This is a genomic window from Pseudomonas sp. NPDC090201 (genome assembly GCF_044746825.1).
In the GTDB taxonomy this organism is placed as follows: domain Bacteria; phylum Pseudomonadota; class Gammaproteobacteria; order Pseudomonadales; family Pseudomonadaceae; genus Aquipseudomonas; species Aquipseudomonas putida_AD.
The window spans coordinates 711,964-737,478 of record NZ_JBIVCX010000003.1; the positions used below are offsets into that span (position 1 = coordinate 711,964).

The following is a 25,515-nucleotide window of genomic DNA, read 5'->3' on the forward strand; positions in this document are numbered from 1 at the left end:
CGGCCAACACGGCGATTGACCGGGAATGCCGATCAGCGGCTGGCGAAGTACATGGTCACTTCAAAACCAATGCGCAAATCGGTGAACGCAGGTTTTTTCCACATGGGCCTTTCCTCTTGATGGACCGGGTTGATCCGGCAGGTTCATTAGCGCATGGCAGCGCATTGGGGCGAATAGTACTTTGGCACTGATTGGGGTAGGGATTGGTAGCGGGAAGCCTCCACCGCCAAACCTGTAGGAGCGCGCTTGCCCGCGACCGCGCCAGGTCAGCCACTCATTTGCAACTGATAGATCGCAGTCGCGGGCAAGCGCGCTCCTACAAGGGATCCGGGTGCCCCGAAGCTCACCCCCGAAACCGTAGCAGTCCGGCTTGCCGGCGTCGGCGTCTTCAAAATCGCTCCCGCGGGCAAGCCCGGCTGCTACGGGGCGTGGGTGTTACCGAGATGGGGGATCAACCGCGTACCGTAGCAGCACGGCTTGCCGGCGGGGGCGTCCTCGAGAACGATCCCGCCGGCAAGCCGTGCTGCTACGGGGCTTTATTAGCGTTAGCGTTTGGTCACCAATTCCTTGGGCAACTTGAACGTCCAGAGCATGCCGCCCTGGTTGAAGTCCTTGACCCGCTTGGCCACCTCGCCGCCCCACAACGGCACCGCGCCGCCCCAGCCGGAGAGCACCGAGACGTACTGCTCGCCGTCCATCTCCCAGGTCACGGGCGAGCCCAGCACGCCGGAGCCGGTCTGGAATTCCCAGACTTTCTCCCCGGTCTTGGCGTTGAACGCCTGCAAGAAACCCTCAGGCGTGCCGGTGAACACCAGGTTGCCCTTGGTCGCGAGCACCCCGCCCCACAGCGGCGCGTAGTTCTTGTGGCGCCAGACTTCCTTGCCGGTCTTCGGATCGATGGCGCGCAGCACGCCGATGTAGTCCTCGTTCAGCGGCTTGATGGTGAAGCCCGCCCCCAGGAACGCCGCGCCTTTCTTGTAGGCGATGCCTTCATTCCAGATGTCCATGCCCCACTCGTTGCCCGGCACGTAGAACAGCCCGGTGTCAGGGCTGTAGGCCATCGGCATCCAGTTCTTCGCCCCCAGGAACGCCGGCGCCACGAATGCCGCCGTGCCCTTGGCCTCACCGTCCGGCGCACCCGGGCGACTTTCGTCGATGTAGATCGGCCGGCCGTCCTTGTCCAGGCCCTTGGCCCAGGTGATCTTGTCGGCGAACGGGAAGCCCCGGATAAACTTGCCGTCCTTGCGGTTGAGCACATAGAAGAAGCCGTTGCGGTCGGCGGTGGCGGCGGCCTGCACGGTCTTGCCGTTTTCCTGATAGTCGAAGGAGATCAGCTCGTTGACGCCGTCGAAGTCCCAGCCATCGTGGGGCGTGCTCTGGAAGTGCCACTTGATGGTGCCGTCATCGGGATTGAGCGACAGCCTTGAGGAGGAATACAGGTTGTCCCCCGGGCGCATGTGCGAGTTCCACGGCGAAGGGTTGCCGGTGCCGATCAGGATCTGGTTGTTGCTGGGGTCGTAGTAACCACCCAGCCACGGCGCGGCGCCGCCGGTCTTCCACAGATCGCCCGGCCAGGTCTTGTTCGCCTCGCCGCCCGAGATGCCGTTTTCCACAGCCTGACCGTCCTTGTAGACGTAGCCCATGTTGCCCTCGACCGTCGGCCTAGTCCACAGCAGCGTGCCGTTTTTCGGATCGTAGGCCTCGACCTTGCCCACCACGCCGAACTCGCCACCGGCCACGCCGGTAATCAGTTTGCCGTTGACAATCATCGGCGCCGCACTGATCGAATAGCCGGCCTTGTGATCGGCCACCTGCTTGCTCCAGACCACCTTGCCGGTGTCCTTGTTCAGCGCCACGAGCTTGGCGTCCAGCGTGCCGAAGTACACGAGGTCGCCGTACAGCGCCACGCCACGGTTGATCACGTCACAGCAGGGGCGGATGTCGTCGGGCAGCCGCGCATCGTATTGCCAGAGTTTCTTGCCGGTGCGCGCATCCACAGCGAACACCCGGGAGTAGGACCCGGTGAGGTACATCACCCCGTCCTTGACCAGCGGTTGAGCCTGCTGGCCGCGCTGTTTTTCCCCGCCGAAGGAGAACGCCCAGACCGGCCGCAGATCTTTGACGTTCTGCGTGTTGATGATGTCCAGCGGGCTGAAGCGCTGGCCCTGGACGCCCAGGCCGTTGGTGACGATCTGCTCGGGATTCTTGGGGTCCTGAAGAATCTCTTCATCGGTCACGGCAGCCATGACGCTGCCAGACGACAGGATGGCGCTGACCAACAGGCCCAGAGCGAAGGAATGGCGACGTGCGGGTTGGATCATGACGGCTGCCTCTGCGGATTATTGTTCTGGTCTTCCCTTCGGGAATTTCCCGATCAGGTGGATTGTTCGCCTGCAGGTACAGCCCGACAATTGCCCGCAGTGTGGAGGTTTCTAGTTCTTTGGTAGGGGCAATGGCGATACGCGGGCCTTATCGCCCGTCCACCCGTGCCATGCGCACCCGCTCGTAGGCCGGGTACAGATGGCTGACGCTGCGGATCAACTCGTAACGGGTCAGGCTGATGCTGCCAAAACGGTCGGGGATGGGGCTGGCGATCAGCTCGGTCATGTCCAGCCCTTGTACGGCGCCTTCACGCAGCAGGGCGTCCAGCCAGGTCAGGTAGTCGCGGGTCTGTTCGAAGGGACTTGCGTCACTGGCGAGCGGACCGTGCCCCGGCACCAAAAGCTTCCAGGGCAAGGCCTGCAGCCGCTCAAGATCGGCCAGCCACACCTGCAATCCCGGGCTGTCCGGCGTAGTGAGCGCACGTTGATAGAACAGCAGGTCACCGGCGAACAATACCCCGGTCCGCTCATCGAGAATCGCCAGGTCGGAGCCGGTATGCCCGGCCAGTGCCAACAACCGCAGAGGATGCCCGCCGATCTCCAGTACGCCGTTTTGCAGCACCTGGGTCGGCAGGACGGTTTCAGTCCCGCGCATCCAGTCACCGACCATGCGATACAGGTTTTCGGCCAGCGCATCGCCGTGGGCGCGCATCTGCGCGGTGGTCCCGGCCAGGGCGCCGATGGGCACGTCGGCAAACGCCTGGTTGCCCAGCACATGGTCGGGATGATGATGGGTCAGCAGCACCTGCATCACCGGCTTGTCGGTGACCGTCGCAATAGCCTTGCGCAGCGCTTCGCCGTAACGGTGGGAAGGTCCGGTGTCGATCACCACCACGCCGCTGTCGGTGATGATGAACCCGGTATTGACGATGTTGCCGCCATTGCTTCGGGCGAAATTCTCGGTGCTGCCCTCCAGCAGGTAGGTGCCTTCGGCGATCTGCCGGGGTTGCAGGCGGTAGTCCATGTCGGCGAAAGCGGTCAGCGCCAGCAGCAGGAGCCAGAGCATCAACAGCCCAGCAAGCGTCAGGCGCCTCAAGGGATCACCGCACTGAACGGATTGCCGCTGATATCCCGCTGAGACAGGCGCGTCTCCCCTGCCCCTTGAATATCCAGGCTCAGGGTCGGGTTCTCGCTGACCGCCGGGAACAATTGCAGCCTGGCGAGCAGCGTGCCGCTGGCGTCGGTCAGTTGCGCCTGATCCAGATAGAATTCGGGAATGCCGCTGACCATGCCGTTATCCATCGGGTGCGACACCTGCACCCGCAGACGGCTGTAATCGCCTCGGGGAAATCGCGCCCCGAGCACTTCGCCCAGATGCTCTTCCCAGCCCGGCTGGGTGCGCACCACGCTGGGCGCGGTGCAACCGCCGCCTGCGGCTTCAATGGTGGTCGAGCCGATGTGCCAGACGCCGTCGCGGGTCAGCGCAGCGGCACGCAAGGGTGTCGCCTGCTCGATGCGAATGCGGATCGACAACCACGGCAGCACCCGATCCAGCGGCTCGAAATCGACAATCTGCGGCAACGGGTTAAGCTCCGCCCACGCCAGGATTCGCACCACCTGACCTTGATAAGCCCGAGCGTCGATCTCGATGGGCACCTGGCGAGCGTCCTCGGCAAACGGCGGCGCCCGCACCAGGATCTTGTCGTCGAAGACGTAGGGTTGGCCGTTGAGGAATTTCTGCTGGAAGAAACTCCACATCACCGACGGCACCGGATCCTTTCCGGGGTCGATGGCGCAGGCATCGACGCACACCAGCAGCGCCAGCCAGGCCGCAATGCTGCCGCGGTTCACTGGTACATCTCCGGCACTTCATAGCGCATGCCGTACGCGGCATAAATGCGCTGCACGGTGCCCTCGCGAATCAGTGTCTCCAGCGCCTCCTCCACCGCATAGGCCAACTGGCGGTTGCTCTCATGCACCGCCATGCCGATGTCCCAGGTCTGGCGGCCCATGTTCGGGTAGGCATTCTCGGCCAGTTGCCAATGGGCATCGGCGGCCTGGTGCAGTTGCCAGTCGACCTCCCCGCGCATGGCCATCACCGCATCGACCTTGCCCACGTGCATGGCCGCGAAGGCGTCCTGCACGGAGGGAAAGTGATGGGTGCTGTGGGTGAACTGGCCGTTGAAAATGGTCGTCAGGTAGAACGACGGCACGCTGTCGATTTCCACCCCCACCGGGTGCTCGTTGAACACCGCGACACTGGGCACGGACGCAAGCCGCTGGGTGTCGAACGCCACCTGCCAGCGCTCGGTCTGGTAGGGCGCGAACATCACCACATGATCGTTCTCCAGCTCGCCGACGTCGTTGCGCTTCTGGGTGTAATCTTTGTCATAAGGCACGCGCATCATCATGTCCGCCAGTTGCTGGCCGCGCAGCTGGCTGCCGCGCCAGATCAGATCACGCAGGTCGCCGTCGAGGTTCTCGCCCGGCGGCGCCCACATCAGCTCCAGCCGCACCCCCAAGGCCTTGGCCAGCGCCTGGGCCAGCTCCACGTCCACGCCACGGTCCTGACCGTCCACCTGAAAGCTGTAGGGGGCAAAGTTCTGGTACACCGCGACCTTGATGACCCCGGCGGCCATGATGCTGTCGTAGTTGCGAACCTGGGCGCTGGCAGGCTGAAACATCAGGCCCAGCAGGCAGCACAGCACAGCCAACCACCTTGTGAACGCACCCATGGCGATCAGTCCTCGGTGTGCACGCTGTCCAGGTAGGTCCGCACCGCCCACAAGGCTTCCTGGCTCAGATAATCGGCCATTTTCGGCATGTACACCCGGCCGTCCCGCACTGCGCCGTTGCGCACGCGCTCGACGAACCACTCGTCACCGCTGGCGCCGACGTCCAGATGCCGCAGGTCCGGGGCGATGCCGCCGGAAATCGCATCCAGGCCATGACACGCCGCGCAGTTCTGGGTGTAGGCGGACTTGCCGATTTCCAGCGCCTTGTCGTGGTCTTTCGAGTCGCGGTAGGGGTTCTCTGCCCGCCAGTCCTGCCCCAGTTGTTCCAGGCCGTCGGTGGCCACGGCGTGGGGGACGACGTCGCCGTGGGCCTGGACGAGATTACTCAGCAGCAGCCCGCCAATGACCACGGCCCCCAACAGCAACCTGCGTTTGCTGGAACGGGAAGCGACATCAGGCAGGTTCACGGAAATTGTTGTCATTGTTATGTCCTCAAGGTGCACGCAAAAGGCATGCGTCCATCTTAAGAACCGCTGCCACCGCACCGAATGCTGCTTTGGTGGCCGCGCCCTACTACCTTGGTACTGGCAGACCCGTACCATCTGCATATTTGCCGCCGAGGCGCACGTTCCTATGCTGGCACCACCTGTATGGAGTGCCTTATGCGCCTGTCCCTGTCCCTTTGGCTGCCGTACCCTCGCCTGCTGTGCCTGGCGCTGGCCGCCCTTTCGTTCTCGGCCATGGCCGATGATCAGCCGCTGGCCGTGCGCATCGGCTACCTTTCGTATATTCCCGACACCGGCCCTATCCTCTCCAACGTCACCCCCGAGCCCAAGGACGCCGGGCTGCGCGGCGCTGAGCTGGCGATTGTCGACAGCAACAGCACCGGGCGTTTTCTCAAGCACAGCTACAGCCTGACCAGCGCCAGCGCCGCCAGCCCCGAGGCGCTGCTCGAGCAGGCCCGCGCGCAACACGATCAGGGCCTGCGACTGTTCGTGGTCAACGCCCCGGCAGAAACCTTGCGCCAGCTCAGTACCGCGCTACCGGACAGCCTGCTGTTCAACGCAGGCAGCGCCGACGACCGCCTGCGCAGCACCAGTTGCCTGCACAACGTGCTGCACACCTTGCCCAGCCGGGCGATGCTGGCCGACGCGCTGGCGCAGTTCCTCACGGTGCGGCGCTGGCAGCGCTGGCTGTTGATCGTCGGCCAGACACCCGATGACCAGGCCTACGCCGCCGCCCTGCGCCGCGCCGCCAAGCGCTTCGGGCACAAGATCGTCGCCGAGAAAGCCTGGAGTTTCGACAACGACCAGCGCCGCAGCGCCCAGGCCGACATGCCGCTGTTCACCCAGACCGCCGAATACGACGTGGTGCTGGTGGCCGACGAACGCGGCGACTTTGGCGAATACGTGCCCTACCAGACCTGGTACCCGCGCCCGGTGGCCGGCACCCAGGGCCTGACGCCCACCGGCTGGCACCGCACCGTTGAAACCTACGGCGCCGCACAATTGCAGAAGCGCTTCGAGGCACTCGCCGGGCGCTGGATGAACGACCGCGACTTCGCCGCCTGGATGGCCGTGCGCAGCGTCGCCAGCGCCGTCACCCGGCTGCGCGGCACCGATCCCATGCAGATTCGTGAACTGGAATTGAGCGAAACCCTGCCGCTGGACGGTTTCAAGGGCAGCAAGCTCAGCTACCGGCCCTGGAACGGCGAGCTGCGCCAGCCGATTCCAGTGGTTCAGCCCCAGGCCCTGGTCACCACTTCACCTCAGGAAGGTTTTCTGCACCCCGGCACCGAACTCGACAGCCTGGGCTACGACAAGCCGGAGGTCAGTTGCACCTATTGACCCGCGCACGCCCCCGACAATACCCATAACAAGGACTCCAACATGCGCCGTACACTTCTCTTCGCTGCCCTGCTGCTTGCCGCCGCGCCTGCGTTTGCCGCCACTGCGTTCGTCTCCAACGAAAAGGACAACAGCCTGAGCCTGATCGACATGGACACGCTGCAGGTGACCAAGACCCTGCCGGTGGGCATGCGTCCGCGCGGCCTGTTGCTGTCCCACGACAGCAAGCTGTTGTACATCTGCGCCAGCGACTCGGACCGGGTGCAGGTGATGGACGTGGCGACCCTGAAGATCATCAAGGAACTGCCCTCCGGCAAAGACCCCGAACAATTCGCCCTGCACCCCAACGACCGCTGGCTGTACGTTTCCAACGAGGACGATTCGCTGGTCACGGTGATCGACACCCAGACCTCCAAGGTGCTGGCCCAGGTCGACGTCGGCGTGGAGCCCGAGGGCATGGCGGTCAGCCCCGACGGCAAGTGGGCGATCAACACCAGTGAAACCACCAACATGCTGCACTGGATCGACACCTCGACCCAGAAGCTGGTGGACAACACCCTGGTGGATCAGCGCCCGCGTTTCGTCGAGTTCAGCAAGGACGGCAGCCAGCTGTGGGCCTCGGCCGAAATCGGCGGAACCCTGACCGTGCTCGACGTCGCCAGCCGCAAGATTCTCAAGACCCTGAAGTTCGAGATCAAGGGCGTGCACCCCGACAAGGTGCAACCGGTGGGCATCCGCATCACCGATGACGGCAAATACGGCTTCGTTGCCCTGGGACCGGCCAACCACGTGGCGGTGATCGACGTGAAGACCCTGGAAGTGATCGACTACCTACTGGTGGGCCGGCGCGTCTGGCAACTGGCGTTCACCCCGGACCAGACCCGCTTGCTGGCCACCAACGGGGTAAGCGGTGATGTTTCGGTGATCGATGTTGCCAGCCGCAAGGTGCTCAAGTCAGTCAAGGTCGGGCGTTACCCGTGGGGTGTGGCGGTGGCGCCATGAGCGCGCTGCAGGTCAGCGAGCTGAGCTTTGCCTACGGCGAACGCGAGGCACTGCGCGGGGTGTCATTCAACCTCGCGCCGGGGCGCTTTGCCGCGCTGCTGGGCCCCAACGGCGCGGGCAAATCCACGCTGATCGCGCTGCTCACGCGCCTCTACGATCTGCAGAAAGGCGAGGTGCGCATGGGTGAGCATTCGTTGCGTCAGTCGCCCCGACCTGCCCTGCGCCAGATGGGTGTGGTGTTCCAGCAGAGCACCCTGGACCTTGACCTGAGCGTGGAGCAGAACCTGCGTTATCACGCGGCGTTGCACGGGCTGGCGCGGCGTGACGTGAGCGAACGGGTCGCGCTGGAACTGGATCGCCAGGGGCTCACCGAGCGCCGCCGCGAGCGGGTGCGCGCCCTCAACGGGGGCCATCGGCGGCGGGTGGAAATCGCCCGCGCCCTGCTGCACCAGCCGCGCCTGTTGTTGCTGGACGAGGCCAGCGTCGGCCTCGACCCTGCCAGCCGCCTGGCGCTCAACGCCCATGTGCGCAGCCTGTGCCACGACCAGGGGATCAGCGTGCTGTGGACCACTCACCTGCTCGACGAAGTGCATCCCGACGACGATCTGCTGATCCTGCATCAGGGCCGTCTTGTAGCCAGCGGTCAGGCAGGCGATGTCAGCGCCGAACACGGCGGAGGGCTGGATGCCGCGTTCAGGGAACTCACCACTAGCGGGATGTCACGATGAACGCTTACTGGCAGTGCCTGAGCGGCATCGTGTTGCGTGAGTGGCTGCGCTTCGTGATGCAGCGCACGCGGTTTCTCAGTGCGCTGGTCCGCCCGCTGCTGTGGCTGCTGGTGTTCGCGGCGGGATTTCGGGCGGCATTGGGCATTGCGATCATCGAGCCCTATGACACCTACATTCCCTACGAGGTGTACATCATTCCGGGGCTGGCGTGCATGATCCTGCTGTTCAACGGCATGCAAGGCTCGCTGTCGATGGTCTATGACCGCGAGATGGGCAGCATGCGCGTGCTGCTCACCAGCCCCTTGCCGCGCACCTTCCTGCTGCTGTGCAAGCTGCTGGCAACCTCGCTGATTTCGCTGTTGCAGGTGTATGCCTTTCTCGGCGTGGCCTGGGTCTATGGCGTGCAACCGCCCGCCGGGGGCCTGCTCCTGGCCCTGCCTGCACTGCTGCTGGTGGCGCTGATGTTGAGTGCCCTGGGGTTGCTGCTGTCCAACGCCATCCGCCAACTGGAGAACTTCGCCGGGGTGATGAATTTCGTGATCTTCCCGTTGTTCTTCATGTCGTCGGCGCTGTACCCGCTGTGGAAAATGCGCGAGGCCAGCGAGTGGCTGTACTGGCTGTGCGCGGTCAACCCGTTCAGCCATGCGGTGGAGCTGGTGCGATTTGCCTTGTATGAACGCTTCAACCCCCTGGCCCTCGCCGTCTGCGCGATCCTCACGGCAGTCTTCGCCAGCCTCGCGGTGCTGACCTTCAACCCCCAGCATGCAGCGGTGCGCAAAGCGTCATGACGTTTCCCCGGTTTCACTCGCGCCTTACAACCTGTGGGAGTGGGCTTGCCCACGAAGACGACGGACCAGACGCCACACATCCAGGGTCAGCAACACCGCTTTCGCGGGCAAGCCCGCTCCCACAGAATTGAGTGATCGGGAGCACAAAATTACGACTTTAGTACTGGTTTTCCACGCTATTGGTCGCATTCACAAAGCATCGGGACTGGCTTGTAATGCAGGCACAAGAAAAAGGAAAACCTGCCATGCCCCGTGCGCTGTTGTCTGCCTGTCTGCTGATCCTTCTGGGTACGAACGCCTTGTGCCAGGCCCAGGACGCGGCGCTGTTCAACGCTGACGGCTATCGCATTTCCCTCTACCGCAGCCCCACCCCGGACCAGATCCCTGGCGCGCAGGTCATCGACACCGAGCAATTGCAAACCCTGCTCAAGCAATCCGAAAAGCCCCTGCTGATCGACGTCTACCGCCGCCAATGGCTGCAAGGCCGCTTCATCGAAGACGAATCCCACGCCAACCTGCCGGGCAGCCACTGGCTGGCAAATACCGGGGATGGCGAGTTATCGCCGCTGTGGATGGAGTACTTCACCCTCAACCTGCGCAGGTTGAGCGACGGTCGGCAGGATCGGCCGCTTGTGTTCTACTGCCGCTCAGACTGCTGGCTGAGCTGGAACGCGATCAAGCGGGCAAGCGGTCTGGGCTACAGTCATCTGTATTGGTACCGCGATGGCCTGGACGCCTGGCTGGCTGCCGGGCTTGCAGTCGAACCCGCTCAACCCGAACCCTTGCGCTGAAGCGTTGCGACAATAATAAAGGTGGAAAACCATGTACAAGATCCTGATCGCCGATGACCACCCGCTGTTTCGCGAGGCCATTGCCAACGTCATCAGCGACGGCTTTCCCGGCAGCGAAGTGATGGAAACCCAGGACCTGGACAGCGCCCTGGCCCTGACCCGCGACCACGACGACCTGGACCTGATCCTGCTGGACCTGAACATGCCGGGCATGCACGGGCTCAATGGCCTGATCAATCTGCGCAACGAGGCGCCGACGATTCCGGTGGTGATCGTGTCGGCCGAGCAGGACAAACAGGTGGTGCTGCAAGCCATTACCTACGGCGCGGTGGGCTTCATCACCAAATCCTCGCCCCGCAAGCAGATGACCGATGCCATCGAGCAGATCCTCGACGGCAACGTCTACCTGCCATCGGACATCATCCGCAGCCAGAAACCCGCTTCCCGCCGCAGCGCCAGCGAAGCGCCGCACTTCCCGCCCGAGCTGCTGCAGGCCTTGACCCGCAAACAGCTGCTGGTGCTGGAACGTATGACCAAGGGCGACTCCAACAAGCAGATCGCCTTCAGCCTGGCGATCGCCGAAACCACGGTCAAGGCCCATGTCTCGGCGATCCTGCGCAAGCTCAACGTGCACAATCGGGTGCAGGCGATCCTCAGCGCCGGGGATATCGATTTCGCAGCGTACCTGCGGCGTTAGGCTGCGTGAGGCGAGGCCTGCACGGCGCTTGCCGACACCGCCGCGGCGTCTTGCAGAATCAGATCCGCGCCCTTCTCCGCCACCATCAGCACCGCCGCATGGGTGTTGCCGGAGGTCACGTTGGGGAAGATCGACGCATCGACGATGCGCAGCCCATCGATGCCATGCACTTTCAGGCGCTTGTCCACCACCGAGGTCTGCTCGTCGGCACCCATGGCGCATGAGCCGCACAGGTGATAGATCGAACCTGAGTTGTGGCGGAAGTATTCCAGCATCTGCTCGTCGGTTTCGACCACAGGCCCCGGCAGCACTTCGTCCACCGTAATGTCCTTGAGCGCAGGCGCCGACATGATCTTACGCATCAGGCGACTGCCCTGGATCACCTCGTCGATGTCCTTCTGGGTGCTCAGGTAATTGGGGTCGATCAACGCCGCATCACGGGGGTTGTTCGAAGCGATTTCGATGTGCCCGCGACTGGTGGGACGGCACGGATTGAAGCACAGCAGGAAACCGGAATACGGCTCGGGCTTGAGGCTGGCCTTGTTGTTCTTCGGAATCTGGTAGGACAGCGGGTTGAAATACAGCTGCAGGTTCGGGTGGCTCTGATCGTCGTTGCCACGGAAGAAGCCACCGGCCTGATTGACGCTCATCGCCAGCGCGCCCTTGCGGGTGAACAGGTACTTGAGGCCCAGCAGCGCCTGGCCGAACAGCGAGCTGAGCTGATCGTTCAGGGTCGGGATATTGGCCTTGTAGTAGTAGCTGACGCACAGGTGATCCTGCAGGTTCTGCCCCACCGCTGGCAGGTGCTTGACCGGCTTGATGCCATGCTTTGCCAGCAGCGTTTTATCCGCGACGCCGGACAGTTGCAGGATCTTCGGCGTGTCGACGGCGCCTGCGCAGAGAATCACTTCCTTGCGCGCGGCAAAGGTGCGCTTGACCCCGTTCTGGCTGATCTCGACACCCACTGCCCGCTTGCCTTCGTCATCGAACAGCACCTGATCGACCAGGGCGTAATGCTCAAGCGTCAGGTTCTTGCGGCTCAGCGCCGGGTGCAGGTGAGCGAAGCTGCTGGAGCAGCGCTCGCCATTGCGGGTGTTGACGTCGTACAGCCCGGCGCCTTCGAATTTCGGCCCGTTGAAGTCATCGCTGCGCGAGTAGCCCAGTTGCTCGCAACCTTCGAGGAACACGTCGCAGATCGGGTGCGTCTGGCCCTTCATCGGGGTGATGCTGATCGGCCCGCTGGCGCCGTGGTACTCGGTGTCGCCCAGCGGGTGGTTTTCCAGCTTGCGGAAGTACGGCAGCACGTCCTTGAAGCCCCAACCGTCGTTGCCGTTGGCGGCCCAGTCGTCGAAGTCATGGGCCTGGCCGCGCACGTAGATCATCGCGTTGATCGAGCCGGAACCACCCTGCACCTTGCCGCGCGGGGCGTAGATGGCGCGATTGCCCAGCTGCTTCTGTGGCTGGCTGTAGTACATCCAGTTGAAGGTGGGGTTGTAATACATTTTGGCGAAGCCCACCGGGATCTTGAACCACAGCGAGCTGTCCTTGCCGCCCGCTTCGAGCAGCAGCACGGTGTATTGGCCCGATGCCGAGAGCCGGTTGGCCAGAACGCAACCTGCGGCGCCAGCGCCAGCGATGATGTAGTCGTATGTCATGCACGGTTACCGATAAAAAAAGCGTGAGCCTGCGAACTTCCTGCCAGTAGGAGCGCGCTTGCCCGCGAAGGCGTCGTATCAGGCACATTGAGTTGCCAGACAGATTGCTGTCGCGGGCAAGCGCGCTCCTACAGGTGTCAGCCCTTGGCCGGGGAAAAATCCTTCACATCCGCAGGCAGCGCAGCCATCTGCAGATGCAAGCGCGACCCGGTATACGGCGTGTGTGCGCGCACCACGTCCATGTTCAGCTCGACACCCAGGCCAGGCTCGCTGGACGGGATGATGTAGCCATCTTCCCATTGCAGCGGCTTGGTCAGGACTTCGGCATGGAAACCACCCCAGGTCTCGATGCTTTCCTGGATCAGGAAGTTAGGCGTGCAGGCTGCCAGCTGGAAACTGGCCGCAGCGCCAATCGGGCCGTTGTACAGGTGCGGAGCGATCTGCGCGTAGTGCGCCTCGGCCATGCTGGCGATCTTCTTGCCTTCGAGCAGGCCGCCACAGCGGGCCACGTTCATTTGCAGAATCGACGCACCGCCGGCCTGCAGCAGCTTGTGGAACTCGTACTTGGTGGTCAGGCGCTCGCCCGTGGCAATCGGGATGCTGGTCTTGCTCGCCACTTGCGCCATGGCTTCTTCCTGCCCAGGCGGCACCGGCTCTTCAAACCACAGCGGGTCGTATTTCTCCAGACGCTTGGCCAGGCGAATCGCCGAGGACGGCACCATCTGCCCGTGGGTGCCGAACAGCAGGTCGCACTTGTTGCCCACCGCTTCGCGTATCTTGCGGCAGAAGGTTTCGCAACGCTCCAGCACCTCCAGCGAGATCTGGTGGCCGGAGTACGCGGTGTACGGGCCTGCCGGGTCGAACTTCACCGCGGTGAAGCCCTTGTTCATGTTTTCGATGGCGCACTCGGCGGCCAGGTCCGGGTCGTCGTAGTCGTACTCGCCCTGGCTATTGACCGGGTACAGGTAGGTGTAGGAACGCAGGCGCTCATGCACCTTGCCGCCCAGCAGTTCATAGACCGGCTTGTTCGCCGCCTTGCCGATGATGTCCCAGCAGGCCATTTCCAGGCCGCTGACCACGCCCATCATGGTCAGGTCCGGGCGCTGGGTGAAGCCGCTCGAATAGGCCTGGCGGAAGAAGCGCTCGATGTGATGCGGGTCGTGGTTGAGCAGGTGGCGCTCGAACACGTCCTCGATGATCGGCAGCATGGCCTTGGGGCCGAAGGTGGCGGCGTAGATCTCACCGACGCCTTCAATGCCGCAGTCGGTCTTGAGTTTGACGAAGATCCAGTACATGCCACCGATGTGCGGGGGTGGAACGGCGACGATATGGGTTTCCAGGGCGATGACTTTCATCTCGGGCACCTTAGACGTTGGAAATCTTGGATAGGGAAGAGCGACGGATCCGCGCCCGCAGCGTCAGCGCTGCCAGGGTGCCGATCAGGCCGACGAAAGCGATGTAGCTGAAATACAGCTGGTAACCGGCGGCTCCCGGGTAGTGCTCGGTGAGGTAGCCGTTGATCAGCGGAATGAAGGTGTCAGGCAGGTAACCGACCACCGAGACGATGCCGATGGCCAGGCCCGTGATACGCAGCGGAATGTTGCAGGTGTCGAGAATCGCCCAGTACAGGCCGCGAATGGCGTAGGTCATCAGGCCAATGAAAATCACCGTCACTACCAAAAGGCCCAGATTGTTGAAGGCCGGGAACACCACAAGGCCCGCCATCGCCAGGGTGGCCAGGGCCAGCGCGACGATCAGCACCGAGATATTCGAATACTTGTCACCCAGCCAGCCGCCGCCGATGCCGCCCACTGGGCGCATCCACAGTTTGATGGTGGTGATGGTGCCGGCCATGACTGCGGTCATGCCGCTGCCTTGCAGGTAGTCTGAGAAGCTGTAGGTGGCCCAGAAGATGTGGTAACCGCAGAACACGATGGCCGTGACCAGCCACAATTCAGGGATCTTCACCAGAGTGGCGAGATCCTTGAACAGGTTGTGCTTTTCATCAGTGGCCGAGGCTTCGGCGGCGACTGATTTCGGGTCCTTGACCATCACCAGCAGGCAACCCAGGCCGATGCAGATGAACGAATAGAGGTACACGACATGGCGGAAACCTTCGGCTGCCGTCTGTCCGCCGGTGCCGATGGCATAGGCGAACAGGCCAAGCGCGACGGTCGCCAGCAAGGCTTCCACCAGACCGCGACCGCCATCGAGAATGCCAAAGAAACGACCCTGCTCGGAATGCTGCGCGATCATCTTCACCCGCTTGAGCACCGAGGCCCAGAAGGTCAGGCCGGTGGTCAGGCCCCAGCAGCCGAAGATAATCATCAGGCCCGTCATCGACGGCACGGTGGAGTACCACAGGCCCAGGGCGCCGGTGGCCACCAGCGAGAAGAAAATCAGGAAACGTGGCGCGATGCGGTCAGCCAGCCAACCGCTTGGCAGGTAGCTGATGAGGAAAATCGTGCCCAGCATCGAGTACAGGTAACCCAGCTCGCTGTGGTTGATCTGGAACACTTCGAGCATGGTGGTCTGGTAGACCTGGCGCAGATAGAGGATCGGATAGATCGCCCCGGCGGCCAGCACCAGCAGCATCAGTTGCAGGTAACGGGTGGCTTTGTCGCTCTTGGCGACAGAGGCGGCAGGATTCTGAACAGCGGCCGCGACAGAAGCAGGCTTGGACATGACAACAGACCTCAGCGCCCCCTGGTTTCGGGGGCAATTGTAGTTTTTGTTATTGGGCGCAGAGGCAAGCTTCAAGCGGCAAGCTACAAGCTAAAGCAGTCCGTGAAGTGCTCTTGCCTTGTACCTTGCAGGTTGTCACTTACCGCTGCTTAAACGCGATGCGTTTTTTCTTGCAGCTTGAAGCTTGAGGCTTGGCGCTAGTACTTCAGTACGACCAAACGGGTCTGAGTGAATTCGAGCATGCCGTGCTTGCCGTCATCGCCACCGAGACCCGAGCGTTTCCAGCCGGCGTGAAAGCCCTGGTACGGATCGGCGGGCGTGCGGTTGACGTACAGCTCGCCGGCTTCGATGGCATTGCCGACTTTCATCGCCGTGCGGTAACTCTCGGTATAGAGCACCGACGACAGGCCGAACTGGTGATCGTTGGCAAACGCCAGCGCCTGGTCGATGTCGCGGTACTTGAGCACCGGCAGCACCGGGCCGAAGATTTCTTCCTGGACGATTTCCATGTCCTGGCGGCAGTTGCTCAGCAGCGTCGGCGGATAGAAATGTCCCTTGCCGACCGGCAGCACGCCGCCCGCCTCCAGCACCGCGCCTTCGCCGATGGCACGCTCGACCATGGCGTGAATGTTCTGTTGCGCGCTGGCACTGACCAGCGGGCCCATGCGCGAGGCATCCTCGGCGCGGTCACCGTAGGCGACGGCAGAAATTTTGGCCTTGAGCAGCGCGAGGAATTGGTCGTGCACGCCTTCATGAACGTAGACACGCTCCACCGCTGTGCACAACTGGCCGCAGTGGGTGGTCTTGGAGGCGATGATGTCGCTGGCAGCCTTTTCCAGATCAGCGTCCGGCTCGATGATCGCCGGGGTCTTGCCGCCCAGTTCCAGCGACGGCTTGGCGATGTTTTCCTTGCAGTAGTCGAGCACGATGCGCCCGGCCTTGACGCTGCCGGTCAGGGTAATCATGCCCACGGCCTTGTGCGTGCACAGGCTCGCCGCAGTGGCGTGGTCCATGGTCAGGATGTTGATGACGCCGGCCGGGATGCCCGACTGCTCAACGGCCCGGGCGATTTCAAAGGCCGAAATCGGCGTGTTGTTGCTCGGGCGCACCACCACGGTGTTGCCTGCGATCAGCGCCGGGGCGATCTTGCGCAACAGGGTGTAGACCGGGTAGTTGAACGGAATCAGTGCCGCCACCACGCCGATGGGCTGGCGTTGCAGGAGCAGGTTCTCGTTGGGGGTGTCGCTGGGAATGATCTCGCCTTCGATTCGGCGTGCCCATTCGGCGTGGTAGCGGGTGATCTGCGCGGCATAGCGCGCTTCGTTACTGGCGTCGGCGACGCTCTTGCCGGATTCGGCGGCCAGCGCTACACCAATGTTTTCTGCGCAGGCATCCAGGGCATCGGCCAGGGCACGCAGGTGTTCACCGCGCTCGATGCTGGTCAGGCCGCCCCAGGTTTTCTGCGCAGCGGCAGCGGCATCCACCGCAGCCAGTGCCTGCCCGGAGGTGGCGGCCGGGACGTGACCGACCAGCGCTTCGGTGGCCGGGTTGTACACGGCGATCTGTGCGCTGTCGGCAGGCTCGACAAACTGGCCGTTGATGAAATTTCGTTCGAGTCGCATGTGGGGCGTCCACCGTTGTTTTTATCCGAATGACGATCAGTCTTGTCATCCGCAACGGCGGCCACAAACGATTTATTGCACTGGCAAACATTCATAAAACGCAGGTTACTGCCCGACACCCTACCCGTTCGGTCACGGAATGGATGTAAGGGCCGCCGTAGACGGTTCGAGCTGGCGTTGGCTGAGCCAGATTTCTTCCTGCAACCACTGCCCGAACACCTGCAATTGCGGCAAATCCTGCTCGGGACGGGTCACCAGCCAGTACGACTGATGCCCCTCGACATGCACGTTGAGCACCTGGGTCAACTCGCCGGCGGCCAGTTCCGGCACCACCATGTGCCAGTCGGCGATGGTAATGCCCAGTCCCTCGGTGGCCGCGCGGATCGCCAGGTCCAGCAGGTCGAACTCGTAGCCGCCCTGGGTATCGACGCCGTGGATGCGCGCGGCATCGAGCCAGTGTTTCCAGGTCAGGTAGCGCTGGTCCTCGCTGGCCAGCACGTGGAGCAGGGTCATGCGGTTGAAATCCACACCCTCCTCGCTGGATTCACGAGCGAGTAATGACGGCGCGCAGACCGCCACATGCCGCTCCTGAAACAGCAGCGAGCTGTCCAGCCCGTCCCACTCGCCATTGCCGAAACGAATGGCGCAGTCGAGCACGCTGGTTTCCGCCAGGCTGTCCTGCAAGCGGGTGCTGATGCTCAGTTCCAGCTCCGGGTGCTGCTCGCGCAAGCGGCCCAGGCGCGGCATCAGCCAGCGGCTGGTGAAGGTGGGCGGCGCGTTGATGCGCAGGCGATTGGAGTGGGATTTCTGTTGCAGGCTGCGCACGGTCATCTCGATCTTGTCGAAGGACTGGTGCAGGGCTCGCAACAGCACGCGGCCGGCGCTGGTCAGGTCCAGATGATGGTGTCGGCGCTCCAGCAGGGTTTCGCCCAACTGCTCTTCCAGTTGGCGAACCTGCCGGCTGACCGCGCTCTGGGTCACGTTCAACAGCTCGGCGGCGCGGGTAAAACTGCCGGTGCTGCCGGCCACTTCAAAAGCCTTCAGGGCGTTGAGGCCGGGCATTTTGCGCTTCATGTGTCGCTCTCGGTCGGGGCAGAAAACGCGGCGAATATCCCATGGACCCACCCGGTACTGCCAGAGCCCTGCACCACTTTCCGCCCAGTAACATGCATTTGATGAAGGTTTGCCCGGACAATTTATCGTTTGTCGATTGCAGGCAGGATCACAAGACTGCGCGCCATCTAATAAAAACAAGCGAGAGCGTTCCATGCCTTCCTGCACTTCCCTGCGGCTGTCTGCGTCGTGCTTCACCCTTCTGTGTGTCTGCTGTTCTCCGGCGATGGCCGTGCAGGTCACCGACCACCTGGACCTTGGCGGCGCCATTCGTGCGCGCTGGGATTACGACCCGGATCGCGACATCCAGAAATTCAACTTCGACACGGTCTTCCTCACCGCCAAATACACCTCCGACAGCTGGATCGGTGCGGCCAAGTACCGTTTCTATGGTCACTCCTATCCGTACAAATACACCAAGCACGTGGGCGATGTGTCGTTCCCGGAATACGCCTGGGTAGGCTACAAGTTCAACCCCGAGCAACAGATTCAGGTGGGGCTCAATCAGGTGCCGTTCGGCTTGCAGCCGTATTTTGGCAGCACGTTTTTCGAGACCCTCGGCAACGTGGTGGGCCTGGAAGACGTCGAGGAAATGGGCGCCAAGTACATTCAGCAGCACGGCGACTGGAACATTCAGGCCGGCTACTACGTACGTCCCGCGTGGCAAGGCAAGGGCACCAGCCATGGCCGCACGTATTCCAGCGTCGTTTCCCAGGCAGACAGCTATGTGGCCGATGGCAGCGACAACCAGGAACGCAATACCGTCGTGCTGCGGGTGGCCAAGGCGCTGGATGTCGGGCCCTGGACCTCTGAAGTCGGCGTGTCGGGTCTGACCTCGACACTGGAAAACAACGACACCGACCGCGACGGCCGACGCAACGCGGTGGCCGTGCACTACATCGGCAAGAACGGCCCGTGGGGCGTGCAATTGCAGGCGGCGCGCCAGCAGATGTCGCCGCGCAACCCCGGTACTGACCAGGTGGTGACCTTTGGCGGCTACGACGGCACCTACAACGTCGCCAGCCGCGCCAACCTGTACGTCGCCGACCTGAGCTACGACGTGAGTGGCAAGTACCTGTTCGACCAGATCAGTGGGGTCAAGCTGTACGCCAACTACAGCGCCTATCAGAAGTCCGCTTCAGGTTATGAAGACTCCCAGCGGGTGATCCTCGGCAGCTCGTTCTCGGTGAGCAAACTCTGGGTCGCCACCGAATGGCTGATCGGCAAGAACGATCCCTACATCGGCGGCAGCGACTACGCCCAGAGCCTGGGCGCCGGCGGCAGCAACCAGTGGGAAAACCAGGTGTACGTGAACGTGGGGTATTACTTCTAGACCCCATCTCCGGCAAGCCAGGCCGCTACGGGGTTTGCGGTGTGATTCTGGCCAAATGCCGTAGGAGCGCGCTTGCCCGCGACCGCGGTGGGTCATTCGGCATCGTGGTGTCTGACCTGACGCTGTCGCGGGCAAGCGCGCTCCTACGGGGGATCGAGGTTGGCGTGAAATTGGCGTTCACACAGGACCCGTAGCAGCACGGCTTGCCGGCGGGGGCGGTCTCAAGATCGTCCCCGCGGGCAAGCCCGGCTGCTACGGGTTTTCAGGGTGCCCACAACAATGAGCACGCCGCCTAACCTGTGGGAGCGGGCTCGCCCGCGAAGGCGGTGGGTCATTCGGCATCGTGGTGGCTGGTCTGACGCTATCGCGGGCAAGCGCGCTCCTACGGGGGATCGAGGTTGGCGTGAAATTAGCGTTCACACAGGACCCGTAGCAGCACGGCTTGCCGGCGGGGGCGGTCTCGAAATCGCCCCCGCGGGCAAGCCCGGCTGCTACGGATCGGGGTGGTCACGAAATCCGGAGCTTGTGCCGAACCTGTGGGAGCGGGCTTGCCCGCGAAGGCGGTGGGTCATTCGCCATCGTGGTGTCTGGTCTGACGCTGTCGCGGGCAAGCGCGCTCCTACGGGGCGGTGTTGGATTCGGCTACTTCACCGACATCCCCTGGGTCAGGTTCTGCTGCAGATACGCCAGAAAACGCCGCTGGAACAGCATGGTGTGTTCGTGCGCGGCCTGTTCGGCCTTGTCGGCGTCGCGGGCGGTGATGGCGTCGATGATTTCGTCGTGATCGCGGCCCAGTTGCGTCGAACTGCTGACAGAACTCACGATGTAATCGAAATGCAGGTGCAGCAACCGCTGCCCCTCTCCCAGCAGTTTCTCGTAATAGCTGATGAAGTACGGGTTCTTGCCCGCGTCGGCGATGGCCATGTGAAAGGCCTTGTTGATCTCCGACATCGCCTGGAAATCCCCCGAGGTCACCGCCTCCAGATACGCCGCATCAGCTGCGCGGATGCGCACCAGATCCTCCTCGGTCCGGTGCAGCGCCGCCAGCCGCGTCACGGCGCGCTGGATCAGGTCCAAAGCCGATACGTAATTGGGAAATTCCTCGATCTCGAACGGCGTCACCAGCGTGGTGCGGTTGGGCAGGATGGTCACCAGCCCCTCACTGATCAGACGCGCCAGCGCATCGCGCACCGGCGAGCGCGACAGGCCGAACTGGGCGGCCAGCGACACCTCGTCCAGCGGCACGCCGGGCTTGAGTTTCAGGGTCAGGATCTGCTTGCGCAGCTCCTCATAGATATAGCGCCCGCCATGGCGCTTGGCACTGGGTTCAGCGGTGTCTTTGCTCATCAGGTCTTGTTCTCGGCAATGCGGCCGGGCAATGGACCGGCGCGCAACTCTACACCAGCGCAGGCCAGGTTAAAAACCATCGCCCCAAGTATCACTCAGCATAAAACCGGCCGCCAACGGATCATCCGGGTCGACGCCGATCTGGTGCAGTCCGTAGACCCACGCCCGGCCCGTCACCCGAGGCAGCACCGCGGCGCGCTCCCCCACTTCGGTCAAGCCCAGCAGCTCGACCTTGAACTCGCCGCCAATGGTCGAGCGCGACGTCAGCCGGTCTCCCGGCACCGCCTTGCCCCGGGCCGCGAGCGTCGCGAGGTTGGCCGAACTGCCGGTGCCGCAGGGCGAGCGATCCACCCTGCCCGGCGGCAAGGTGGTGCAGGTTTGCCAGGTGCTGTCGTCCACGCGATTGCGAAACATCACGTAGGCCACTTCATTGATCGACGGCAGTGTCGGATGGCTCACCGAGACCTGTTGGTTGATCAGGCCGCGCAGCTGCACACCGTGGGTCGCCAGGGCCCGCGCATTTTCAGGGGCGATGGTCAGGCCGATCTGCTCGACATCGATCAGGGCGTAGTACACCCCGCCGAAGGCGATGTCAGCCTTGATCGGGCCGAACGCCTCGGTCTCGATCACGGCGTCCAGTTGTTCGACAAACGCCGGCACCATGTCCAGCGACACACGCTTGCAGCGCCCGTCTTCACAGTCGGCCGTGGCCGTCACCAGCCCCGCCGGGGTGTCCAGCACCACCGTGGTCCGGGGTTCCTGCATCGGCACAATCCCCAGTTCCAGCAATGCGGTGACCACACAGATGCAGTTGCTGCCGGACATCGGGTGCGCCTTGTCGGCCTGCAGCACGATGAACCCGGCCTGGGCTTCGGGGCGGGTCGGCGGCAGCAGAAGGTTGACCGACATCTGCAGGCAGCCGCGCGGTTCCAGCACCACCAGCCGGCGCAGGCTGTCGTCGACCTCATTGATGTAGTTCATCTTGTCGAGCATGGTCTTGCCGGGGATATCCAGCACGCCCCCGGTTATCACCTTGCCGATCTCGCCTTCGCAGTGCACATCGGCCATCTGCAGGGTTTTCTTCCAGCGCATGAACGGCTCCTATTTGATGTACCAGCCCCAGGGCTGCTGGCTGTCATAACGGGTAATCTGCTTGGTTTCCAGGTAGTTGTTCAAGCCCCACTCACCCAGCTCGCGACCGATGCCGCTCTGCTTGTAACCGCCCCAGGGCGCTTCGGTGAATGTCGGTTGCGAGCAGTTGATCCAGACGATCCCGGCCCGCAGCTTGCGCGCCACCCGCTCGGCCCGTGGCAGGTCGGCCGACATCACCGCTGCGGCCAGGCCGAAGCGTGAGTCGTTGGCACTGCGCACAGCCTCGGCCTCATCGGTGAATGGCCGCACGCACACCACGGGGCCGAAGATCTCCTCGTTCCAGATCCAGCTGTCCTGCGGCACGTCGGCAAAAATCGCCGGGGTGAGGAAAAAGCCCTTGTCGCACCCGGCCGGACGCGTGCCCCCGTAGAGCAGCGTGGCGCCCTCTTCCTGCCCGCGGGCGATGGCCGCCAGCACCTTGTCATACTGCCCACGATTGACCAGCGGGCCGAGCAACACGCCCTCTTCCAGGCCCTGGCCGATTTTCAGGCTGCGGGTCTGTTCCACCAGCCGCTGCAGCAACGGCTCATACAGATCACGCTGCACCAGCACCCGGGACGTGGCCGAGCAGACCTCGCCCTGGTTCCAGAAAATGCCGAACATGATCCACTCGACCGCTGCCTCGATGTCGCTGTCATCGAAGATGATGAACGGCGACTTGCCGCCCAGCTCCAGGCTGATGTTTTTGATGTCCCGCGCCGCTGCCTGCATGATCCGCGAACCGGTGGGCACGCTGCCGGTAAAGGCCAGCTTGTCGATGCCCGGATGTTCGCTCAGCGGCGCACCGGCATCAGGGCCCAGGCCCGGCACCACGTTCAGGACACCGGCCGGCAGCCCGGCCTGATGGGCGATGTCGGCCAGTTCCAGCGCGGTCAGCGGGGTCATCTCCGACGGCTTGAGCACCATCGAGCACCCCGCCGCCAGTGCAGGCGCGACTTTCCAGGCGGCCATCAGCATCGGGAAGTTCCAGGGAATGATGGCCCCGGCCACGCCCACCGGCTCCTTGCGCGCCACCGAGCTGAAACGCTCATCGGCCAGCGCCACGCTTTGTTCGCGCTGATCGTCCAGCCCCTGGGCAAGGTCTGCGTAGAAATCGAAGCAGCCGGCGGTGTCGCCGATGTCCCACAGCGCTTCGGGCAAAGGCTTGCCGTTGTCGCGCACTTCAAGCTCCGCCAGCATTTGTTGACGCTCGCGAATACCCTCGGCGATGCGCCGCAGCACGGCGGCACGTTCTGCCCCGCTCATCTGCGGCCAGGGACCTTCGTCGAACGCACGACGGGCAGCTTTCACCGCCAGGTCGATGTCTTCGCAAGTGGCGGCGGCCACCTGGGCGATCACCGCTTCACTGGCAGGATCGACCGTTTCGAAAAGGCCGCCCTTGACCGGGCTGACCCATTGTCCATCGATGTACAACTGCGCATAGGATTTCATCAACAGCTCCGTCAAAAGCGGGTGGCGCTAAAGGGTTTGAGGTCCTGGGCAGGCTTGCGGCCCGCCACGAGGTCAGCGATCAGGCGGCCGGTGGTCGCGCCCAGGGTCAGGCCCAACTGGCCGTGACCGAAGGCCATGAATACGTTGCCCAGGCGCTGGCTGCAGTCGATCACAGGCTTGGTGTCCGGCAAAAATGGCCGGTAGCCGACACCGTATTCGATGTCGTCGAGCTTGAGGTCCGGCAGGATCCTGCGGGCTTTTTCCAGAATGATTTCGGCGCGCTTGAAATTGGGCTGCGCATCGGCAGCGGCGAACTCGATGGTCCCGCCGATCTGCAAGCCACGGGTCATGGGGGCGAAACAGAAACCGCCATCGGCGTAGATCACCGAATGGCGCACATCGACGCCGGCGTCCGGCAGCAGCACCTGATACCCGGCGATTCCCGCCAACGGGACCTTGCTCCCCACTTGCTGGAAGAAGCGACTGGACCCGGTGCCTGCGGCGATCACCACATGGTCGGCCCGATGCCGCTCGCCGTTGGCCAGGGTGACGCCAGTGGCGCGGTCGGCGCTTTCATCCAGTTGGCGAACCTGACTGCGAATCCGAACCCCGCCCTGCTTTTCGAAACTGTCCGTCAGTGCCGCGATAAAACCTTTGGTGTCGCTGACAGCGCGCCAGTCCGGGAACAGCAGACCGTGGCTGAATTTTCCCGCCAGCGCCGGTTCCAGGTCGGCGATGGCCGCCGCGTCCAGCACTTCGGACGTAAAGCCCAGCGAGCGGCGCAGGTCCATGTGTCCGGCTTCGCCCTGCAGGCCGGCAGCCGAGTCGAAGACTTCGATGATCGGCCGTTCACCCATCAGGGTCTTGTCCGGGCAGGCCTCGAGCAGCGGTGCGTAATCGGTGTAAACGTGGCGGGTCAAAGTCGCCATCTCGTTGGAGATATCGACGATCCGCGAATGCCGCGCACAGGCGACGAAGCGCAGGAACCACGACAGTATCCCCGGCAACGCACTGGGGCGCAGGGCCAGCGGACCTTTCTGGTCCAGCAGCCAGGCCGGGATCTTTTTCAGGATGCCGGGCTTGGACAGCGGGATCACTTCGCTGACCGCCATCTGCCCGCAGCTCCACTTGGCTGTGCTGTCGCCCGGTGCTTCGGGGTCGATCAGGGTGACCCGATACCCCTCGCGCTGCAGGTACAACGCGCAGCACACGCCGACGATGCCGCCGCCCACGACGACAGCGGTTTCACGCAGGGCCGACTCTGCACCCGGCAGCGGCGTGGAAGATTGCATGGGCATCATAGAAAAGCTCTCGGTCATGACAGGATTGAGATCAAGGGCGCGCGCACCGACACCCGGGGCATCGGTGCGGGCAAGGTATCAGCCCAACAGCTTTTCGAACTCCTTGCGGAATTCGGTTTTCTCGTCGTCGGTCAGCGGCAGCAGCGGCATGCGCGCCACCCCGACCTTGAAGCCGGCCAGCTCACAGCCGTACTTGACCTTCTGGATGAACTTGCCGCTTTCCAGGTTGTTCATCAATGGGAACATCGAACGCACGATCTGTTGCGCACCGGACAGATCGCCGGAGGTGTATTTGTTGTAGAACGAGACGATCTGCGGCGCGAGGAAGTTGGCCGGCGCGCAGATCCAGCTGGTCGCGCCCCACAGGAAGAAGTCCAGCGCCTGATCGTCCGAGCCGCAGGACAGCTGGATCTTGCCCTTGTACTTGTCGCCGATCTCGATGGCCCGCAGCAGGTTGCCGGCGCTTTCCTTGATGGCGATCACCCGGTCGTGGTCCTTCAAGGCGTCGAGCACGCTGTAGCCGACTTCGACGTTGGTACGGATCGGGTAGTTGTAGAGCACCACGTTGATGTCCGGCACGGCATCGAGAATGGCCTGGTAGTGACCGGTCAATTCTTCCTGGGTCGGGATCGCATAGTAAGGCGGCGCCACCAGCACGTTACGGTAGCCGCTGTCGCGGGCTTGGCGCACCTGCTCGATCACCTCGCGGGTGCAGGAACCGTTGGCCCCGGCGATCAGCATCGCGCGGTTGCCTGCCACTTCGCGCACGGTGGCCATGACCTGACGACGCTCGTCGTTGGTCAGGGCGTAGGATTCGCCGGTCGAACCCAGCGGCACGAGGCCGGTGACGCCTTGCTTGAGGTGGAACTCCACCAGCGAGCCCAGGGTGTCGTAATCCACCGCGCCGTTTTTGTCGAACGGGGTAACCAGGGCGGGCATGATGCCTTTGAGTTGTTGCATGGGTCGT

General features: G+C 63.3%; 23 protein-coding genes. 7 read left to right on the plus strand and 16 right to left on the minus strand.

The genetic code is table 11. The annotated features are described in order from the left end of the window. Positions 1–32: 32 nt before the first annotated feature. From pqqA to pedF, 6 genes are all read right to left on the minus strand, one after another. The gene (gene pqqA / locus ACIPOO_RS13305; protein ID WP_020289857.1) at positions 33–104 is read right to left on the minus strand and encodes a pyrroloquinoline quinone precursor peptide PqqA; all 72 of its coding nucleotides are present in this window, start codon (positions 102–104) and stop codon (positions 33–35) included. Between the two features lie 441 nt (positions 105–545). After that, complete coding sequence (locus ACIPOO_RS13310; RefSeq protein WP_400607427.1) at positions 546–2,321, minus strand: PQQ-dependent methanol/ethanol family dehydrogenase; 1,776 nt, start codon at positions 2,319–2,321, stop codon at positions 546–548. Positions 2,322–2,469: 148 nt separating this feature from the next. Continuing rightward, complete coding sequence (locus ACIPOO_RS13315) at positions 2,470–3,387, minus strand: quinoprotein relay system zinc metallohydrolase 1 (protein ID WP_400607429.1); 918 nt, start codon at positions 3,385–3,387, stop codon at positions 2,470–2,472. Between the two features lie 26 nt (positions 3,388–3,413). Beyond that, positions 3,414–4,172 carry a quinoprotein dehydrogenase-associated SoxYZ-like carrier gene (locus ACIPOO_RS13320; protein WP_400607431.1) on the minus strand — a complete coding sequence of 253 codons (759 nt, stop codon included), beginning with the start codon at positions 4,170–4,172 and terminating at the stop codon, positions 3,414–3,416. Next, positions 4,169–5,056, minus strand: coding sequence for a substrate-binding periplasmic protein (locus tag ACIPOO_RS13325; RefSeq protein WP_400607433.1), 888 nt, complete (start codon positions 5,054–5,056; stop codon positions 4,169–4,171). Before ACIPOO_RS13325 ends, ACIPOO_RS13320 begins: the two co-directional genes overlap by 4 nt. Before the next feature lie 5 nt (positions 5,057–5,061). Beyond that, the gene (gene pedF, locus ACIPOO_RS13330) at positions 5,062–5,538 is read right to left on the minus strand and encodes a cytochrome c-550 PedF (RefSeq protein WP_274130628.1); all 477 of its coding nucleotides are present in this window, start codon (positions 5,536–5,538) and stop codon (positions 5,062–5,064) included. Between the two features lie 180 nt (positions 5,539–5,718). Between pedF and ACIPOO_RS13335 the strand changes: the two genes are divergently transcribed. The 6 genes from ACIPOO_RS13335 to ACIPOO_RS13360 all read left to right on the plus strand — a co-directional run bounded on the left by ACIPOO_RS13335 (position 5,719) and on the right by ACIPOO_RS13360 (position 10,909). Then, positions 5,719–6,903, plus strand: a complete 1,185-nt coding sequence (locus ACIPOO_RS13335) for an ABC transporter substrate-binding protein (RefSeq protein ID WP_400607437.1) — start codon at positions 5,719–5,721, stop codon at positions 6,901–6,903. A 42-nt stretch (positions 6,904–6,945) separates the two neighbouring features. Continuing rightward, positions 6,946–7,905, plus strand: a complete 960-nt coding sequence (locus ACIPOO_RS13340; protein WP_400607440.1) for a YVTN family beta-propeller repeat protein — start codon at positions 6,946–6,948, stop codon at positions 7,903–7,905. Next, entirely contained in the window at positions 7,902–8,633 is a 732-nt protein-coding gene (locus tag ACIPOO_RS13345; protein WP_400607442.1) for an ABC transporter ATP-binding protein, read from the plus strand. The genes ACIPOO_RS13340 and ACIPOO_RS13345 overlap by 4 nt, the downstream gene beginning before the upstream one ends. Continuing rightward, complete coding sequence (locus ACIPOO_RS13350; RefSeq protein WP_400607445.1) at positions 8,630–9,421, plus strand: ABC transporter permease; 792 nt, start codon at positions 8,630–8,632, stop codon at positions 9,419–9,421. The genes ACIPOO_RS13345 and ACIPOO_RS13350 overlap by 4 nt, the downstream gene beginning before the upstream one ends. Before the next feature lie 245 nt (positions 9,422–9,666). Next, complete coding sequence (locus ACIPOO_RS13355) at positions 9,667–10,212, plus strand: PQQ-dependent catabolism-associated CXXCW motif protein (protein WP_400607447.1); 546 nt, start codon at positions 9,667–9,669, stop codon at positions 10,210–10,212. 31 nt (positions 10,213–10,243) lie between these two features. Continuing rightward, positions 10,244–10,909 (plus strand): response regulator transcription factor, encoded by a 666-nt coding sequence (locus ACIPOO_RS13360; RefSeq protein WP_274130621.1) that lies wholly within the window; start codon positions 10,244–10,246, stop codon positions 10,907–10,909. On the opposite strand, the gene ACIPOO_RS13365 is transcribed toward ACIPOO_RS13360, so the two are convergent. From ACIPOO_RS13365 to ACIPOO_RS13385, 5 genes are all read right to left on the minus strand, one after another. Continuing rightward, positions 10,906–12,564: a GMC family oxidoreductase gene (locus ACIPOO_RS13365; protein ID WP_400607450.1), complete on the minus strand. Its 1,659-nt coding sequence runs from the start codon at positions 12,562–12,564 to the stop codon at positions 10,906–10,908. The genes ACIPOO_RS13360 and ACIPOO_RS13365 overlap by 4 nt on opposite strands. Positions 12,565–12,701: 137 nt before the next feature. Next, positions 12,702–13,919, minus strand: coding sequence for a mandelate racemase/muconate lactonizing enzyme family protein (locus ACIPOO_RS13370; RefSeq protein ID WP_400607452.1), 1,218 nt, complete (start codon positions 13,917–13,919; stop codon positions 12,702–12,704). 10 nt (positions 13,920–13,929) lie between these two features. After that, positions 13,930–15,249, minus strand: coding sequence for a nitrate/nitrite transporter (locus ACIPOO_RS13375; protein WP_400607455.1), 1,320 nt, complete (start codon positions 15,247–15,249; stop codon positions 13,930–13,932). A gap of 197 nt (positions 15,250–15,446) precedes the next feature. Next, positions 15,447–16,871 carry an aldehyde dehydrogenase gene (gene aldA, locus ACIPOO_RS13380; RefSeq protein ID WP_400607457.1) on the minus strand — a complete coding sequence of 475 codons (1,425 nt, stop codon included), beginning with the start codon at positions 16,869–16,871 and terminating at the stop codon, positions 15,447–15,449. Positions 16,872–17,003: 132 nt separating this feature from the next. Beyond that, on the minus strand, positions 17,004–17,945 hold the full coding sequence (locus tag ACIPOO_RS13385) for a LysR substrate-binding domain-containing protein (RefSeq protein WP_400607460.1): 942 nt from the start codon (positions 17,943–17,945) through the stop codon (positions 17,004–17,006). 265 nt (positions 17,946–18,210) lie between these two features. On the opposite strand from ACIPOO_RS13385, the gene ACIPOO_RS13390 reads away from it, so the two are divergent. After that, positions 18,211–19,317: a hypothetical protein gene (locus ACIPOO_RS13390; protein ID WP_400607775.1), complete on the plus strand. Its 1,107-nt coding sequence runs from the start codon at positions 18,211–18,213 to the stop codon at positions 19,315–19,317. Positions 19,318–19,959: 642 nt separating this feature from the next. On the opposite strand, the gene ACIPOO_RS13395 is transcribed toward ACIPOO_RS13390, so the two are convergent. From ACIPOO_RS13395 to dapA, 5 genes are all read right to left on the minus strand, one after another. Then, positions 19,960–20,664, minus strand: coding sequence for a GntR family transcriptional regulator (locus tag ACIPOO_RS13395; RefSeq protein ID WP_274133907.1), 705 nt, complete (start codon positions 20,662–20,664; stop codon positions 19,960–19,962). Positions 20,665–20,733: 69 nt separating this feature from the next. Further along, positions 20,734–21,756, minus strand: coding sequence for a proline racemase family protein (locus ACIPOO_RS13400; RefSeq protein ID WP_274133908.1), 1,023 nt, complete (start codon positions 21,754–21,756; stop codon positions 20,734–20,736). Between the two features lie 9 nt (positions 21,757–21,765). Further along, positions 21,766–23,247, minus strand: a complete 1,482-nt coding sequence (locus ACIPOO_RS13405) for an aldehyde dehydrogenase family protein (protein WP_400607463.1) — start codon at positions 23,245–23,247, stop codon at positions 21,766–21,768. A gap of 11 nt (positions 23,248–23,258) precedes the next feature. Beyond that, positions 23,259–24,548: an NAD(P)/FAD-dependent oxidoreductase gene (locus ACIPOO_RS13410; protein ID WP_400607465.1), complete on the minus strand. Its 1,290-nt coding sequence runs from the start codon at positions 24,546–24,548 to the stop codon at positions 23,259–23,261. A 78-nt stretch (positions 24,549–24,626) separates the two neighbouring features. Further along, a complete protein-coding gene (gene dapA / locus ACIPOO_RS13415; RefSeq protein ID WP_400607467.1) occupies positions 24,627–25,508 on the minus strand; it encodes a 4-hydroxy-tetrahydrodipicolinate synthase in 882 nt (293 codons plus the stop codon). Between the last annotated feature and the right edge of the window lie 7 nt (positions 25,509–25,515).

Bases quoted from the DNA above. Each gene is read 5' to 3' on its own strand.
- ACIPOO_RS13315 (WP_400607429.1), bottom strand. From the start codon at position 3,387: ATGCTCTGGCTCCTGCTGCTGGCGCTGACCGCTTTCGCCGACATGGAC.
- dapA (WP_400607467.1), bottom strand. From the start codon at position 25,508: ATGCAACAACTCAAAGGCATCATGCCCGCCCTGGTTACCCCGTTCGAC.
- ACIPOO_RS13350 (WP_400607445.1), top strand. From the start codon at position 8,630: ATGAACGCTTACTGGCAGTGCCTGAGCGGCATCGTGTTGCGTGAGTGG.
- ACIPOO_RS13355 (WP_400607447.1), top strand. From the start codon at position 9,667: ATGCCCCGTGCGCTGTTGTCTGCCTGTCTGCTGATCCTTCTGGGTACG.
- ACIPOO_RS13360 (WP_274130621.1), top strand. From the start codon at position 10,244: ATGTACAAGATCCTGATCGCCGATGACCACCCGCTGTTTCGCGAGGCC.
- ACIPOO_RS13340 (WP_400607440.1), top strand. From the start codon at position 6,946: ATGCGCCGTACACTTCTCTTCGCTGCCCTGCTGCTTGCCGCCGCGCCT.
- ACIPOO_RS13395 (WP_274133907.1), bottom strand. From the start codon at position 20,664: ATGAGCAAAGACACCGCTGAACCCAGTGCCAAGCGCCATGGCGGGCGC.
- pedF (WP_274130628.1), bottom strand. From the start codon at position 5,538: ATGACAACAATTTCCGTGAACCTGCCTGATGTCGCTTCCCGTTCCAGC.
- ACIPOO_RS13335 (WP_400607437.1), top strand. From the start codon at position 5,719: ATGCGCCTGTCCCTGTCCCTTTGGCTGCCGTACCCTCGCCTGCTGTGC.
- ACIPOO_RS13400 (WP_274133908.1), bottom strand. From the start codon at position 21,756: ATGCGCTGGAAGAAAACCCTGCAGATGGCCGATGTGCACTGCGAAGGC.
- ACIPOO_RS13375 (WP_400607455.1), bottom strand. From the start codon at position 15,249: ATGTCCAAGCCTGCTTCTGTCGCGGCCGCTGTTCAGAATCCTGCCGCC.
- ACIPOO_RS13410 (WP_400607465.1), bottom strand. From the start codon at position 24,548: ATGATGCCCATGCAATCTTCCACGCCGCTGCCGGGTGCAGAGTCGGCC.
- ACIPOO_RS13385 (WP_400607460.1), bottom strand. From the start codon at position 17,945: ATGAAGCGCAAAATGCCCGGCCTCAACGCCCTGAAGGCTTTTGAAGTG.
- ACIPOO_RS13325 (WP_400607433.1), bottom strand. From the start codon at position 5,056: ATGGGTGCGTTCACAAGGTGGTTGGCTGTGCTGTGCTGCCTGCTGGGC.
- aldA (WP_400607457.1), bottom strand. From the start codon at position 16,871: ATGCGACTCGAACGAAATTTCATCAACGGCCAGTTTGTCGAGCCTGCC.
- ACIPOO_RS13370 (WP_400607452.1), bottom strand. From the start codon at position 13,919: ATGAAAGTCATCGCCCTGGAAACCCATATCGTCGCCGTTCCACCCCCG.
- ACIPOO_RS13365 (WP_400607450.1), bottom strand. From the start codon at position 12,564: ATGACATACGACTACATCATCGCTGGCGCTGGCGCCGCAGGTTGCGTT.
- ACIPOO_RS13405 (WP_400607463.1), bottom strand. From the start codon at position 23,247: ATGAAATCCTATGCGCAGTTGTACATCGATGGACAATGGGTCAGCCCG.
- ACIPOO_RS13345 (WP_400607442.1), top strand. From the start codon at position 7,902: ATGAGCGCGCTGCAGGTCAGCGAGCTGAGCTTTGCCTACGGCGAACGC.
- ACIPOO_RS13310 (WP_400607427.1), bottom strand. From the start codon at position 2,321: ATGATCCAACCCGCACGTCGCCATTCCTTCGCTCTGGGCCTGTTGGTC.
- ACIPOO_RS13390 (WP_400607775.1), top strand. From the start codon at position 18,211: ATGGCCGTGCAGGTCACCGACCACCTGGACCTTGGCGGCGCCATTCGT.